Below are 14,196 nucleotides of genomic sequence, written 5' to 3'. Positions count from 1 at the left end.
GCGGGGGCCGTCGCGGGGGCCGTCGCGCACCCCGGGCGCAGGTATCCGCCGGATGCCGCCGCCCAGCCGTGCGGCGAAAGGGCGTACGGGCCGCTTCGCACTCGGCGTCGCCGTCGTCTCCGTACCCCTCGTGCTCGCCCTTCTCGGGCCGGTGTTCGCGGGCGCCCCGGGCCCGCGGACCGCGTCCTTCACCCTCGGAGGCGGCCACTGGCTCGGCACCGATTTCGTGGGGCGGGACGTGTGGCGGCAGGTGCTGCACGGCGGGCGTCCGGTCGTGCTGACCGCGCTCGCCGCCACCGCGCTGTCCTATCTCGTCGCCCTCCCGCTGGGCCTGGTCTGCGCGCTCACCCACCGCCGCTGGCTGGAGGAGCTGCTGATCCGGCCCCTGGACGTGCTGCTCGCCGTGCCGTCGCTGCTGCTGATCCTGCTCGTCGCCTCGGTGTTCTCCCCCGGCGCCGTCGGCCTCGCCCTGCTGGTCGCGCTGGTCAACGTGCCCGACGCGGTCCGTATCGTGCGGGCCACCGCCGCCGAGGCCGCCGCCCGCCCGGCGGTCGAGGCGCTGCGCATGCAGGGCGAGACCTGGTGGCGCCTGGCCGTCGGCTACGTCGGGCGCTCCATGCTGCGCACCCTGGCCGCCGACGCCGGCACCCGGCTGACCGGCGTGCTGTACCTGGTCGCCACGGCCGCGTTCCTCGGCGTCGGGGTCGCGCCGGACGCCGGTGACTGGGCGGTCATGGTCGACCGCAACCGCACCGGTCTGTTCGTCCAGCCATGGGCCGTGGTCGTCCCCGCCGTACTGATCGTCGCCCTGACGATGGGCACCAACCTCCTCTTCGACGCCGCACTCGCGGGCAGCCGACGGCCCACACGGGGCCGGGGCGCGGGGAGCGGGATCAACCGGAACCGGGCAGGAGAGCCACGTCCGTGAACCACGAGAACGACACCACAGACCCCGCCGCGCCTCTCGGTCCCGAAGGCCCTGCCGCGTTCCTCGGCCCCGGCGCCGGGCCCGTCGGCCCCGCCTCCCGGCCTGTCGCAGCGATCCGCGACCTTCGCGTGGAGATCGACGGCCGGGCGATCGTCGACGGCGTGAACCTCGAGGCCCGGCCCGGCAAGGTCACCGCCCTGGTGGGCGCTTCCGGCAGCGGCAAGACCACCACCGGCCTCGCCCTGCTCGGTGAGTACCCGCCCGGCGCGCGGATCGGCGGCGAGGTCCATCCGGCCGCCGGGGGCCTGGTCGGCTACATCCCCCAGCACCCGGCGGCAGTCCTCAACCCCGCCCGCCGCGTCTCCGCCCTCCTGACCGACATCGCCCGCTCCCAGGTATGCCACCTTCCCCGCGGCCGGCGCCGGGCAGCGGCCCGCGAACGCGTCCTCCGCGCCCTGTCGGAAGCCCAGCTCCCGGACGGCGAGGCCCTGCTGCGGCGCTACCCGCACCAGCTCTCCGGCGGCCAGCAGCAGCGCGTCGTCCTTGCCCAGGCGCTCCTGCTCGGCGCCCGCGTCATCGTCGCCGACGAGCCGACCACCGGCCAGGACGCCCTGATCAAGAGCCGCATCGTCGACCAACTGGCGGCCGTCGCCGCACGGGGCATCGCCGTCGTGCTGCTCAGCCACGACCTCGACGTGGTCCGCGCCCTCGCCGACGACGTCCTGGTCATGCGCGCCGGAAGGGTCGTGGAATCGGGCCCCGCCGAACGCCTATGGAACACACCACGCCATCCGTGGACTCGCGAACTGCTCACCGCCCAAAGGGAGTTCACGCCTCTCGGGCTCTCAACCGGAATCGGGGAACCGGTCCTGCGGATACGCGACCTCATCGCCCGCCACCGCGATGGCGGCGCCCACGGCCGCCCGACCACGGTGCTGCGCGTCCCCGAACTCGCCCTGTACTCCGGCACATGCCTGGCCGTCGTCGGCCGCTCGGGCAGCGGCAAGACCACGCTCGCCCGCTGCCTGGCCGGACTCCACCGGGACCACGAAGGGGAGATCCTCCTCGACGGCACCGCTCTGCCCCGCACGCTGCGCACCCGCGACGGCGCACAACTGGCGGCCGTGCAGTACGTCTTCCAGGACTCGCGCGCCGCCTTCGACGAGCACCGTCCCGTCCTGCACCAGGTCGCCCGCACCGCGGTACGCCTGCGCGGCACCGACAAGGGCACGGCACGGCAGAAGGCCCTGACCACCCTGACCCGCCTCGGCCTGCCGAAGGAACTGGCCGACAGGCGCCCCGATCAGCTCTCCGGCGGCGAACTCCAGCGCGCCGCCCTCGCCCGAGCCCTGCTCGCCCGGCCTCGCGTCCTTGTCTGCGACGAGATCACCTCCGGCCTCGACACCATCAACCGCCGCGGCCTCCTGGAACTCCTCGCCCAGTTGCTGCGTGAACGCGACGACCTATCGCTGGTCCTCATCACCCATGATCTGGACATCGCGGCCCTCGCCCACCACATCGCCGTCCTCGACGCCGGAGAACTCGTCGAGCAAGGGACGGCCCCACGCGTACTGACCACTCCGGAACACCCCTTCACCGTCTCCCTCATGGAGCACACGGCACGCCTGGGGATGGGAACGGGGCGGTGAGCGGGTGCCGTGCGTCACCGGAGAACCGCCGGGCGACCGCCGGCGGGCAGGGCGGCGGCGTCGGCGGTCAGGCCCGATGCGGTGCCCGCGGCCATCAGCGTGTTGGCCGCCTGGACCAGGTTGCCGTAGCGCTTCCGGCGTACGCGCCGTAGGTGGCCATGGCGACCTTGCCGCCGATCGAGCTGATGTTGATCACGCGGCCCTTGCTGCGCAGCAGCGCGGGCAGGAGCGCCTGAGTGACGGCGATGTGGCCGAACAGGTTGACTTCGAACGCCTGCCGCCACTGCGCCATCGACAGTGCTTCGAGGGGGCGTTCACCTGGACGCCGGCGTTGTTGACGAGCGCGTGCAGCGCGCGAGTCGCGGGCGACCCGCGCGGCGAGTGCCCCCACCTGCTCGGAGTGCGTGATGTCGAGGATGACCGGCTCGATGCCGGTCGATCGGATGGCGTCGGCGTCACGGTCCCGTCGCACACCGGCCAGGACGTGGAATCCCTGACGAGCCAGTTCGCGGGCGCGGGTTGCGCGGGCCGGTGTCATGGGCGGCGCGGATGCGGTCCTCGGCGCGGGCGTTGAGACGTCCCAGTCGTGCGTGCCCGTCATCGGCCCACCGCCCTTGCCAAGCCTTAAATAAAATGATTCATTCACCTGGCAAGTGAATGGAACCATGTCAAGCGCAAGGGGATGTCTGTGGCCGTCGTGCTGACGCAGCCCGCTGCGGACGGTCGCGCCCTGGTCGGCACGGAGCCAGCCGCCGTCCGCTCCCGCAGCACCATCGGGACTGGCAAGCCTTACCGCGCTCGCCGAGGTGGGACCGGCGCCGGCTACGCGGGCCACCGTTCATCTACCCCACCGCTGGCTGCTGACCGACCTGAGAGGATCCCCATGCCTGCCCATGAGATCACGGCTGTCACCTTGGGTGAGGAGCCGATCACCATCGAGCAGTTCGTCGCGGTCGCCCGGTACGGGGCCCAGGTCGATTTCGATGCGACTTATGTCGACCGGGTGCGCAAGTCACGCGCGTTGGTGGAGCGCTTCCTGGCTGAGAACCGCTTGGTGTACGGGGTTACCACCGGATTCGGCGACAACGTCACGAAGGTGATCGACCCAGCGGATGCCGAGCAGCTACAGCGCAATATTGTGCGTTCCCACGCCGTGTCGGTCGGTGAACCACTGCCCACCGAGATCGTCCGTGCCATCGCGCTGATGGAGCTGGTCGGCCTCGGCGAAGGCTATTCCGGCATCCGGTTCGAGACCCTGAGCCTGCTTCGACGGATGCTCAACGCCCAGGTCACGCCGCACGTACCCGGCGAGGGTTCCGTCGGCTACCTGGCCCCGGAGGCGCACATGGCCCTTGTGCTGCTGGGAGAGGGCCGGGCCTGGTACGGCGGCGAACTGCTGCCCGGGGCCGAGGCGTTGACCCGGATCGGGGAGCAGCCGACACGGCTCGGCTGCAAGGAAGGTCTGTCGCTCACCAACGGGACGCACTCGGTCACCGCGATCGCCGTCCTCGCCACCTATGACGCCGGCCTCGCGGCGAGCACCGCCGACGTCGCCGCGAGCCTGACGGTGCAGGCACTCAAAGGCACCGTCCGCGCCTACGACGCCCGGATCCAGGAGCGCAAGCGGCACCCCGAGCAGGCCGCGGTCGCCGAGAACCTGCGACGGCTGACCGAGTCCAGCGAGATCAGCGCCGAGTTCATCGACCATCGGCTCCAGGACAGCTACAGCCTGCGCGGGATCCCGCAGGTGCACGGCGGTGCGAAGCGGGCGCTCGCGCAGGCCCGGGAGGTCATCGTCGAGGAGCTGCACTCGTTGGGCGACAACCCGGTCATTCACCCCGAGGGCGCGGACGGGGTGGCGCTGAGCGGGGGAAACTTCGACAGCACGTACGTCGGCATCCAGGCCGACACCATGGTGAACGCGATGACCGTGCTGGCCAAGATGTCCGAGCGCCGCACCGACCGCATGGTCAACAACAACTTCAGCGAGCTGCCCGCTTTCCTGGTTCGCCGGCCAGGACTCAACAGTGGCTACATGATCGCGCAGTACACGGCCGCCGCGCTGACCATGGAGCTGCGCGGCATGGCGGTGCCGGCAACCGCGGACACCGTTACCACCTCGGCCAACCAGGAGGACACGATCAGCAACGCCTATCTGGCGGCGCTGAAGGCCTACCGGGCGGCACGCAAGCTCGGCTACGTCGTAGCGATCGAGGTGATGTGCGCCGTGCAGGCGCTCGACCTGCTCGCGCCGCTCCTGCCCTCGCCGGCAACGCAGGCGCTGCGGGCCAGGATCCGGGAGACCGTACCGACCGTCGACGAGGACCGGGTCTTCCACGGCGATATAGAGCACATCGCCGAGCTCGTGCGCAGCGGGGAGGCGCTGCGGGTCGTCGAGGACGTGGTTGGCCCGCTGCACCGCTGAGGTCGGGCTGTATTCCCTTCATGTGGTGGGCCTCGCCACATGAAGGGCTTGGCTGCGCGGCCCTGGAGGCTCAGCCACCGACAACACACCCCTCGCGGCGTCTACCGGCCGTTCCGCCGGGACGACGATCCGGAGCGGTGGGCCCGCATGGTGTACGACCCTGCGCAGTCCATCGCTACCCCGGCGGGGGACGTCCGGGCGATCAGGCAGATGTGCTCGCGCACCTCTTCACTGATCGTCCTGGGTCGTCCCGCGCTCCATTTCGGGTCCAGCGCGTCGAACCCCCGCTCGCTGAAAGCGTGGCTGACATCGCGGACGTAGTCCTCGCCGACCTGCATCAGCGTGGTGATGTCCTTGACCGTCTGGCCCTGGGCAGACATCAGCAGCACGACCGCCCGGCGCAGCCGAACCGGGTTTTGGGCGGTTCGGCTGATCTGCTACAGCTTCCGGCCCTCCTCCATACGAACCGGCCTGACGAACGCACTCGGTCGACGCCCCATGATCACCTCCAAGATCAGGACTTGGAGACAGTTTGCTGGCCGACGAGCAGCACGTCGATGACCCGGCCAACGATGCGAGCCGAGCCACTGGCTCACTGCCGGGCACACCAGCCCATGGGAGTCAGTATGAAGACACTGGGCAGTTGGGATGTGCCACGGATCAGCGAGGATTGTCGGGCGCGGGAACAGATCGGTGGGTGGACTGTTCTTCTTCGCCCTGTACAGAGGTACTCCGCTTCAGCATGAGGGTGATCGCCACCGCTGTGGCGGCGATGATAACCGCGGCGGTGACCGCTGTGAGGCGGTAGGCGTGGATGAAGGCGTCCTTGGCGGCGGCGGTGATGGCCTGGCCCACGTCGGGTTGGGCCTTGTGAGCAAGGGAAACGGCCTCGCCGATGGAGTCCGACGCCTTGTCCGGGACGGCTGCGTCGGTGGTGGGTGGCAGGGCGAAGGCGTGGCCGTACACCGCGGTGATAAGGCTGCCGAGCAGTGCGATGCCGAACCCGGCACCCAGTTCGTACGACACCGATTCGATCGCGGCCGCGGCCCCGGCCCGGTTTGGCGGGGCACCGGTCATGATCGCGTCGGAGGCCACCGCCTGGACCCCTCCGTGACCCGCACCGATCAGGATCAGACAGCCGGTGAGAGCCAGTGAGGCCCTGCCGCCGGCCCACAGAGCGATACCCACGTACCCCAGGGCTGCCAGCCCGAGACCGGCGGGAATGATGACCGACACTCCGTACCGGGAGGAGAGCAGACCGGCCACAGGCGCGGCGGCGAACGCGGCGATCGGCATGGGGAGCAGAAAGACGCCTGCCTCCCAGGGTGACTTACCGGTCACGAACTGCAGGTGCTGCACCAGTTGGAGTTCGAAGCCGACGAGTACGAAGACCGGGAGGGTGGCCGCCATGACACCGATACGAAAGTGCAGTTCACGGAACAGGGCAAGGTCCAGCGTGGGATGTTCGGAGCGGAGCTGGCGTCGCAGGAAGAATGCCGTGGCGGCGAGTCCGATCACTCCGGGCACCCAGGTCTCGACGAGCGCCGACCCCTGGTGCGTGGCTGATTTCACCGCGTACACGATGCCGACGGTCCCCACCACCGCGAGAGCAGGGGAAGCGGCTTCCCAGGGGTCCTTGTCCTCGGGAACTTGATTGGTGAGCAGCGAGAGCACGAGGAATACGGCTGCTGCGACAAGGGGGATGTTGATCAGGAAGACGGCGCCCCACCAGTAGTGCGCCAGGATCAGACCGCCCGCCACAGGCCCCACGGCGGCGCCGCTCGCGGCGATCGCACTCCAGACACCGATAGCGAAGGCCCGCTCCCCGGGGTCGTGGAAGACCTGCCGGATGATGGCCAGGGTGGCAGGGATGATCATCGACGCTCCGACTGCCAGAGCGGCGCGCCCGACGATCAGCGCGGCGGGGACCGTGGACAGGGCGGACAGCCCGGAGGACACGCCGAAGACACCGAGCCCGGCCAGGAGCAGCCGCTGGTGCCCCACCCGGTCCCCGAGGGGGCCGGTGACCAGCACCAGCCCCACCATGACGAGGGAGTAGACGTCCACGATCCACAGCAGTTCCCGGGCTGATGCTCCCAGTGCCTCCGTCAACGACGGCACGGCGACGTTCAGGATCGTCGCGTCCGCCGCTACCGGGAGAAAACACCCCGCGACCGTTGCCAGGATCAGCCAACGCCTGCTGTGGGCGCCCCTGCCATCTGGGCTCATGTTCTCTGACCTCAACCTTGCCGGATTCTTTCGTGGACCTGGCGGACCAGGTGATGGAACTCTGTCATCGATGGCGCGTAGATCATGAGCCCGCTGCACTGTCCAGCCGGCGCCAGACGGCCTTGCGCTTGCCGGAAACCTCATCCGCCCGGGTCATGCGGCATGTCGGTATTCGTGGAGGATGCCGCCGAGGCGATCACGACGTCGTATCTTGAGGCGGGTGATCTTCTCCGGATCGGCGATCGCTGGCGGTAACGGGTGCAGCGGGCGGGCGTTGGCGATGCCCTCGTGTGGCCGGTGTCCGTTGTAGAACTGCTCGAACTCGCGCAGGGCGTGGAGCAGGTGCCGGTGGTTCCAGATCAGGGTGCGGTCCAGGAGTTCCCGTCGGCAGGTCTGCACCCACCCTTCCATGAGCGAGTTCATTCACGGCATCTGAACGCCGCTCAGGACGACCTCGATCCCCGCATCCGCCAGAATGGCATCGAACAGGGTCGGGGAACTTCCCGTCCCGGTCCCTGATCACGAACCGCGCTCGGCAGCCCACGTCCTCAAGATCCATGACAAGGTTCTTCGCGGCCTGTGCCACCCACAACACGGTCGATCATCTTGCCGCCGCGAGCGCCAGCCTCGCGAGAGCGCCCGCCCGGGCGACTGCGCCGGTCGACCTCCCGTGCACCGCGCACACCGCCTCCCACCAGGGCGGATGATATTTTCGGCAAGTGCAACCACACCGGACTCGCAAGTTGCCTGCGCAGCACCGCGTTCTCGTACCGGAGCACGAGCAACTCAGCGTCTCTGGCCGTCTGCCGACGCAGCAACACCGCTGGAACCGAGAGCAGCTTCCGTGTGACCTGATACACCAGTGAGACGATCACCTGGACATGGGTCCCAGCACGTCCGCAGACCCCGCCAGACCACCTACGACCTTGCAGCGACGCATTCCTGAACGGCATAGGGTCGGCGGAGCGACGCTGGACGGTCGAGCGGTCGCTGAAGTCGCCGAAGCGGCTCGCGGACGACATCGGCGTATGTCGTTGCGGTTGCCTCCGGTGAGCCTGGCTGCGAGCGGGATGCCGGTGACATCGCAGATCAGCTACCGAACGGAGCCCGGTCGACCGCGGTCGACCGGGCTCCGTTCGGTAGCTCCCTGCTCGTCCTCCGCGACCTGTTCATTGGTGGATCTGGCTATCGCCCGCTCACGCGTGATCAGGTGCGCGAGCGGTTACGATCTGTTACGGAGCATAGATCTTCTCGATACTCACGCTGGAAATGCCCTGCGGGGCCCACCAGTCCCAGTTCTTCTGTACGTTCTTCGGGCATGCCCACGGGCCGTCGGCGTACCCGTTCGGGTAGTGCACTCGCAAGAAGACGCAGTAGCCGTCGGCCTTCGTGTCCTTGACCCAGCCCATGACGTGGCTGTTGTCGCAGACCTGGCCGCCGTACGTGCCGAAACTGGGCGAGTTTCCGAAGGTCCAGCAGGCCGCAGCGGTGCTGGAGCTGGCTTCGGCCGGGACGATGCTCAGACCCGCGGTGGTTGCGACGGCTGCGCCAACCATCAACAGTTTCTTGGCAAGTTTCATGATCTGTTCCCCTCTAGCCTGAGCGCGAGCTGCCGAGATTCCTTCAGTGAGGGCCGCCAGCAGAATCGGCGTGAACGTCGAGCGGAAGGCGGTTTCATCTTTCGCCTCCGGTAGCGCTGGCGCCCCCGTGTTCCTCTTCGGTGCCCTCACATCGTGGCGCGGGCCGTGGGCTGGGAGTTGGCGATGCGTGCGGTGTTACTTGTCGCTCAGCGCAGCCCGTTGCGTATCCGGCAGGCTGCGCAGTGCGGCCTGCCGGAGCTCTCTGGGTGTCACGCCGTACGCGGCGCGGAACGCCCTGCTGAAGTCCGCCGGGCGCAGGAACCCCCACCGGGCGGCGATGGCGCTGATAGACCGCCGCCGCAGCCGTGGGTTGGTGAGGTCGGCGTGACAGCGTTCCAGGCGGCGTCGGCGTATCGAGGCGCTGATGGTTTCCGGTTCGCTTTGGAACAGCAGGTGGAGGGTGCGTACGGAGACGTGGTGGTGGGCGGCGATGGCCGTGGGGCATAACTCGGGGTCGCCCAGGTGGTGGTCGATGAAGGCGTTGATCCGGGCCAGCAGCACCGCATTGCGTGTCTCGGCGGGCAGGGTGTCCTGGACTCCGAGCCGGACGGCCAGCAAGGTGGCGGCCAGGTCCACCCCGATGGCGCCGAGCCGGGCCAGTTCCGTCGGGCAGCAGGTGCGGGCGGCCTGCGGCATCTGTGCCAGGTACAGGCCGAGCAGGGCTGCCGCCCCGGCCTGGGGCTGCAACGGCTCGGCCAGCAGTTGGTCAGCCCGGCCGCCGGCGAGCGACGGGATGGGACGCGGCAGCCGCATCAGCGTCAGGCGGGTCTGGCAGCCGTGGTCGAGGAACTCGCAAGCCAGCGGATGCGAGGTGGAGAACAGGGACATGTCGCCGGCTTGGAGGCAGGCGACGCCGCGCGCCTGCTCCAGCCGGACCGAGCTGTCTTGGACCAGGAACAGGTAGTAGTTCTCGGGGTCGTGACGGCGGATGTGGACCGGCGAGCGGCGGGCTGTCATCGGGGAGAAATCGAAGGCTGCCACCTGGCTGTGCGGCAGCTCGACGGCTTCTGCCCGGCCCCGGAAGACGGCCGTGTGCGCGCTGCGTACCGTCACGGGCATGACTTCGTGGCCGACCATCTCGGACCACCAGCCAAACCGCTCCGGCTCCGGGACGGAGTCGGTGCCCACCGTCACCACCGGCCCCGTACCGCCCTGTCCTGACATCTCTGCGAAAACGGGCATGCAACCGATACTGCCCGGCAGGGCATCGATCGAGAAGACCGCCGCTTCGGCCGGGCGACCGCTGGCGCCGGGCGCTCAGACGGTTCAGCACCCGCGCACGCAGGAGCGCACAACCCGGCGGATCTCGTGTCGGTTCCAGGAGGTTCTTGAGGTCGGCGAATCCGCCGTGGCTGGTGCGCATGGCGCCGGCGGTGAAGTAGGAGTTGCCACCGGCCCACCGCCGTGGCGCCTTTTCCAGTACGAGGACTCGGGCGCCCGCTTGCCGGGCGGACCGCGCTGCGCAGAAGCCGGCGTTTCCGCCGCCGACCACGATGACGTCCCAGGGTGCTGCCATGAGTGCGGGTGCTCCTGATCACGGGAAGGGCCGGTCCGGAGCACGGGCTCCGGACCGGCTGTGTGCGGTGCGTCAGCCGACGGCGGGCACGGGGCCACGGTCCGCTCCGGCCGCTGCTTTCGGGTCGGCTTCCGCGGGCTTCTCGCCAGGTACGGGATCGACCTGCGGCTCGGGGGTGTGGCCGGGCTCGGGAGCGGAGGTGTACGGGATATCGCCACGGAGGACGGCCTTGGCACGGTCCTCGTCGAGCTGTCCCTCCCATTTGGCCACCGCCAGAGTGGCGACGCCGTTGCCGACCACGCTGGTCAGGGCGCGGGCCTCGGACATGAAGCGGTCGATGCCGAAGATGAGCGCCAGGGCGGCGACGGGTACGTGGGGAACGGCGCTGAGGGTGGCGGCCAGCGCTACGAATCCGGACCCGGTGACCCCGGCGGCGCCCTTGGAGGTGAGCAGCATGATGGCGAGCATCGACAGTTGCTCGGTGAGGCTGAGGTCGATGCCGAGGGCCTGGGCGAGGAAGACCGAGCCCATGGTGAGGTAGATCGCGGTGCCGTCGAGGTTGAAGGAGTACCCGGCGGGCAGCGTGATACCGACGACCGGTTTGGCGGCGCCCACGTGCTCGAGCTTGGCCATCATGCGCGGCAGCACTGGCTCGCTGGACGAGGTGCCCAGGACGATCAGCAGCTCTTCCTTGATGTAGCGGAGGAAGGGCAGCAGGCGCAGGCCGTTGACGCGCATGACCGTACCGAGGACGACCAGGACGAAGAACAGGGCGGTGAGCCAGAAGGAGCCGATCAGCAGGAAGAGGTGCCGCAGGGTGTCCAGGCCGTAGTTGCCGATGGTGAAGGCCATGGAGCCGAAGGCGCCGATCGGGGCCAGCCGCATGATCCAGCGGATGAGTGTGAACAGGATCCTGGACAGCTTCTCGATGCCCTGGGCGATCCCCGCGCCCGCCTCGCCGCCGGCGTTGAGGCCGAAGCCGAACAACACCGAGACCACCAGCACCGGCAGGATCTCGTGGCCGGTCATGGCGCTGAGCAGGGTGTCCGGAATCATGGCGAGGACGAAGGCGGAGAAGCTCTCGTGGCTCGCGGTCGCCTCGGGCGGCAACCCCTTGGTGGAGAGGGTGGAGGGATCGACGTGCAGTCCGCTGCCGGGCTGGACGACGTTGACGACGACCAGGCCGATCACCATGGCGACGGTGGTCAGCACCTCGAAGTAGAGCAGCGCCTTGAGGCTGACCCTGCCGACGGCACGCGCGTTGCCCATGGAGGCGATGCCGTGGACGACGGTACAGAAGATGACCGGCGCGATCATCATACGCACCAGCGCGATGAAGCCGTCGCCCAGAGGCTTCAGCTCGGCGCCGAAGGAAGGCCACAGCCAGCCGACGACGGCACCGGCGAGAACACCGATCAGGCATTGGACGTAGAGCAGGGACAGCAGCCGACGGGTGCGGCGTGGTGGAGCGGTGACGGTACCCGGGGCGGCATCGTTGCGGCTCATGCGGGGCGTCCTTCCAGGACGGGAACGAGAAGTTCGGCTCGGGCGATGCGGCGGGCGGCGCGGTGCAGCAGCACCGTGGGGGACGCGCCGTCCGGTGCGGGGACGGCTTGGGCGGTGATGACACCTGCCGGGGTGCCCAGGCGCAGCGTGCCGTCGGCGGTCTGCCGGGCGACGCTGTGGGCGAGCGTGCCGGGGATGGCGGCCGCGGTGGCCAGGGCGACGGCCGAGGTGAGGCCGATCGCCGGGTGGGGTGCGTGCATGGAGACCATGCGTACGGCCAGGTCGTACTCGTCCTGACTGATCAGAGTGCCATGAGTGGTGCGATATGAGGCGGCCCGGGCAACGACGCCGACTTTCGGCACAGCATGGCTGACCGGGTCGTTCCGGTCGGCCAGGCCCATGGCCAGGGCGGCCTCGCGGCGCAGCACGGTGAGCGCGGGCACCGCCTCGGCGAACTCGGTGAGCGACTCGGTGCCGTCGAGGCCGAACGCCTTGGCCTCGAACAGCGCGGCCGGGGCGCCGGCGTCGACCAGGGACACCTCGGCCGGACCGGCGGGCCCGATCAGGGTGTCCAGGGCGCGGCCGGTCGGCAGGGCGCGCCCCGTGGTCGTACCCGCCGGGTCCTCGAAGCCGAGAAGGACCGGCACTCCGAGCGCCGCGGTGCCGGGCACCGCGGCCGTGCCCTCGTCGGGGGCCGTACTGCCCGGGGTGGGGATGGTGCCGGTGAGGCGGGCCCCGGTGTTGACGTTGAGCATCCGCACCGTGGTGGAGTCCGATGTGATCGGTACCAGGCCGTTGTGGACGGCGTACAGGGCGACGGCGGTGGCGCAGTTGCCGCAGTTGCTGGTCCATTCCACGCGCTCGTCACCGATGCCGACCTGCGCGAAGGCGTATTCGACGTCGATGCCCGGCTCGGCCGGTCTCCGGACGATCGCGGCCTTGGAGGTGGTGGAGGAGGCACCGCCGACGCCGTCGATCTGGCGGGGGTCGGCGGCGTTGTAGGCGGCGAGCAGCAGGGTGTCGGCGTCCACGCCGGTCGCGACCACCTCGTGGTGGTCGAAGATCCAGCACTTGCTGGTTCCTCCGCGGATCATCTCGCCCTGGAGACGCAACACAACAGACTCCTCGTGGAAACCCCGCCGGCTCTTCCGTGCGTGGTGTGATCCACGGTGGGCGCGGAGAGCATGAAGTACAATCTCGGAAATCTGCATGGGTATTAAGTTGGAATTAATGCTGGAGGTGGCGCGGTGCTCGATGTGCGGCGCATCCTGCTCTTCACCGAAGTCGCCCGCCGGGGCTCGGTCACCGCGACCGCGCGGGCTCTCAGCTACACGCCTTCAGCGGTGTCCCAGCAGGTCAGCCGCTTGGAGGCGGAGGCTGGGCAGCCGCTGTTGGAGCGCCATGCGCGGGGTGTCACGCTCACTGACGCGGGACGCGCCCTGGCCGAGCGCGGGGAGCGGATCGAGCGAGAACTGACGGCCGCCGAGAACGAACTCGCCGACTTCGCGGGACTACGCGCGGGCATCCTCCGCATCGGCACCTTCCCCACCGTCGGCGCTTCCCTCCTCCCCCGGGCCGTGATCGCCTTCCGGAAAGCCCACCCCGACGTACGGCTGACGGTGCGCAGCGCCCGCATCGCGGGCCTGTGGGCGATGCTGGAGAACCGGGAAATCGAGATGTCCCTGATGTGGGACTACGACTGGAACCGCATCGACCGCGAGGACATCGTCGTCACCTCACTCGTCGACGATCCCCCGGCCCTCCTCGTCAGCAAGGACCACCCCCTCGCCGGCCGCCCTTCGGCCGCCCTCGCCGACTTCGCGAACGACCCCTGGATCACCCGCGCCGAGAACCACCCGGTGGCCGAGGCTCTCGCCCGTAGCTGCCACACAGCCGGTTTCGAGCCGCAGATCGCCTACGAGGCCCACGACTACCAGGAGGCGCAGGCCATGGTCGCCGCCGGCATCGGCGTCGCCCTCGCCCCCACCCTGGCGCTGGAAGGAACCCGAGGCGGCGTCAGCGTCCTGCCACTGCAACCCCCCGCCCCGGTACGCCGCATCCTCCTGGTCCGCATGGCCGACCACGCCCTCACCCCCGCCGCTGGGGCCTTCGCGGGCTTCCTGCGCGACAGCGCTACGACCGGGACGTCGTCATGACATAGGCCGAGCCAGTGCCCGTGGCCTGTGGGGTTCCAGAACTCAGCCCGGCCCCGTGAGCAGCGGAAATCGATGAGGCACCACAGTGGCCGGGCGGCCGGGGCTGACGGAAAGGCGGGCGCCTCCGGTCCGGAAGCGCCCGCGGTG

General features: G+C 69.6%; 11 protein-coding genes and 3 pseudogenes. 4 read left to right on the top strand and 10 right to left on the bottom strand.

Annotation, left to right across the window (positions count from 1 at the left end; genetic code table 11):
- Positions 1–52 precede the first annotated feature (52 nt).
- Both KN815_RS01395 and KN815_RS01390 read left to right on the top strand, forming a co-directional pair.
- Positions 53–928 carry an ABC transporter permease gene (locus KN815_RS01395; RefSeq protein WP_253208674.1) on the top strand — a complete coding sequence of 292 codons (876 nt, stop codon included), beginning with the start codon at positions 53–55 and terminating at the stop codon, positions 926–928.
- Between the two features lie 113 nt (positions 929–1,041).
- The gene (locus tag KN815_RS01390) at positions 1,042–2,577 is read left to right on the top strand and encodes an ABC transporter ATP-binding protein (protein ID WP_372458225.1); all 1,536 of its coding nucleotides are present in this window, start codon (positions 1,042–1,044) and stop codon (positions 2,575–2,577) included.
- Positions 2,578–2,671: 94 nt separating this feature from the next.
- Here the strand turns inward: KN815_RS01390 and KN815_RS01385 are convergent, their stop codons facing one another.
- Entirely contained in the window at positions 2,672–3,178 is a 507-nt protein-coding gene (locus KN815_RS01385) for an SDR family NAD(P)-dependent oxidoreductase (RefSeq protein ID WP_216339332.1), read from the bottom strand.
- Between the two features lie 87 nt (positions 3,179–3,265).
- Here KN815_RS01385 and KN815_RS01380 point away from each other — a divergent pair, with 87 nt between their 5' ends.
- Complete coding sequence (locus tag KN815_RS01380; RefSeq protein ID WP_253208672.1) at positions 3,266–5,002, top strand: HAL/PAL/TAL family ammonia-lyase; 1,737 nt, start codon at positions 3,266–3,268, stop codon at positions 5,000–5,002.
- Between the two features lie 101 nt (positions 5,003–5,103).
- Here the strand turns inward: KN815_RS01380 and KN815_RS01375 are convergent, their stop codons facing one another.
- The 9 genes and pseudogenes from KN815_RS01375 to KN815_RS01335 form a co-directional block, all read right to left on the bottom strand.
- Positions 5,104–5,406 (bottom strand): helix-turn-helix domain-containing protein, encoded by a 303-nt coding sequence (locus KN815_RS01375; RefSeq protein ID WP_301184536.1) that lies wholly within the window; start codon positions 5,404–5,406, stop codon positions 5,104–5,106.
- Between the two features lie 256 nt (positions 5,407–5,662).
- Positions 5,663–7,231 (bottom strand): MFS transporter, encoded by a 1,569-nt coding sequence (locus KN815_RS01370; RefSeq protein WP_216339328.1) that lies wholly within the window; start codon positions 7,229–7,231, stop codon positions 5,663–5,665.
- Between the two features lie 153 nt (positions 7,232–7,384).
- Positions 7,385–7,829 (bottom strand): annotated as a pseudogene (locus tag KN815_RS51810) (integrase core domain-containing protein); the annotation flags it as partial.
- Positions 7,830–8,243: 414 nt separating this feature from the next.
- Positions 8,244–8,363, bottom strand: a pseudogene (locus KN815_RS01360) (IS5/IS1182 family transposase); the annotation flags it as partial.
- A gap of 100 nt (positions 8,364–8,463) precedes the next feature.
- Positions 8,464–8,811, bottom strand: a complete 348-nt coding sequence (locus KN815_RS01355) for a hypothetical protein (protein ID WP_216339325.1) — start codon at positions 8,809–8,811, stop codon at positions 8,464–8,466.
- A gap of 195 nt (positions 8,812–9,006) precedes the next feature.
- Positions 9,007–10,053 (bottom strand): helix-turn-helix domain-containing protein, encoded by a 1,047-nt coding sequence (locus KN815_RS01350; RefSeq protein ID WP_253208671.1) that lies wholly within the window; start codon positions 10,051–10,053, stop codon positions 9,007–9,009.
- Between the two features lie 160 nt (positions 10,054–10,213).
- Positions 10,214–10,387: pseudogene (locus KN815_RS01345) on the bottom strand (FAD-dependent oxidoreductase); the annotation flags it as partial.
- Between the two features lie 72 nt (positions 10,388–10,459).
- Complete coding sequence (dctA, locus tag KN815_RS01340) at positions 10,460–11,893, bottom strand: C4-dicarboxylate transporter DctA (RefSeq protein WP_253208670.1); 1,434 nt, start codon at positions 11,891–11,893, stop codon at positions 10,460–10,462.
- On the bottom strand, positions 11,890–13,008 hold the full coding sequence (locus tag KN815_RS01335) for a PrpF domain-containing protein (protein WP_216339323.1): 1,119 nt from the start codon (positions 13,006–13,008) through the stop codon (positions 11,890–11,892). The genes dctA and KN815_RS01335 overlap by 4 nt, the downstream gene beginning before the upstream one ends.
- A gap of 132 nt (positions 13,009–13,140) precedes the next feature.
- Between KN815_RS01335 and KN815_RS01330 the strand changes: the two genes are divergently transcribed.
- Positions 13,141–14,049 (top strand): LysR family transcriptional regulator, encoded by a 909-nt coding sequence (locus KN815_RS01330; RefSeq protein WP_119985929.1) that lies wholly within the window; start codon positions 13,141–13,143, stop codon positions 14,047–14,049.
- The last annotated feature ends 147 nt before the right edge of the window (positions 14,050–14,196 follow it).

Source organism: Streptomyces niphimycinicus, from assembly GCF_018883605.1.
In the GTDB taxonomy this organism is placed as follows: Bacteria; Actinomycetota; Actinomycetes; order Streptomycetales; family Streptomycetaceae; genus Streptomyces; species Streptomyces niphimycinicus.
This window is presented reverse-complemented; position numbering and strand designations above follow the sequence as displayed.

What these genes read in the sequence shown, in the direction of transcription:
- KN815_RS01395 (WP_253208674.1), top strand. Translation starts at nt 53, where the DNA reads ATGCCGCCGCCCAGCCGTGCGGCGAAAGGGCGTACGGGCCGCTTCGCA.
- KN815_RS01385 (WP_216339332.1), bottom strand. Translation starts at nt 3,178, where the DNA reads ATGACGGGCACGCACGACTGGGACGTCTCAACGCCCGCGCCGAGGACC.
- KN815_RS01370 (WP_216339328.1), bottom strand. Translation starts at nt 7,231, where the DNA reads ATGAGCCCAGATGGCAGGGGCGCCCACAGCAGGCGTTGGCTGATCCTG.
- KN815_RS01355 (WP_216339325.1), bottom strand. Translation starts at nt 8,811, where the DNA reads ATGAAACTTGCCAAGAAACTGTTGATGGTTGGCGCAGCCGTCGCAACC.
- KN815_RS01350 (WP_253208671.1), bottom strand. Translation starts at nt 10,053, where the DNA reads ATGCCCGTTTTCGCAGAGATGTCAGGACAGGGCGGTACGGGGCCGGTG.
- dctA (WP_253208670.1), bottom strand. Translation starts at nt 11,893, where the DNA reads ATGAGCCGCAACGATGCCGCCCCGGGTACCGTCACCGCTCCACCACGC.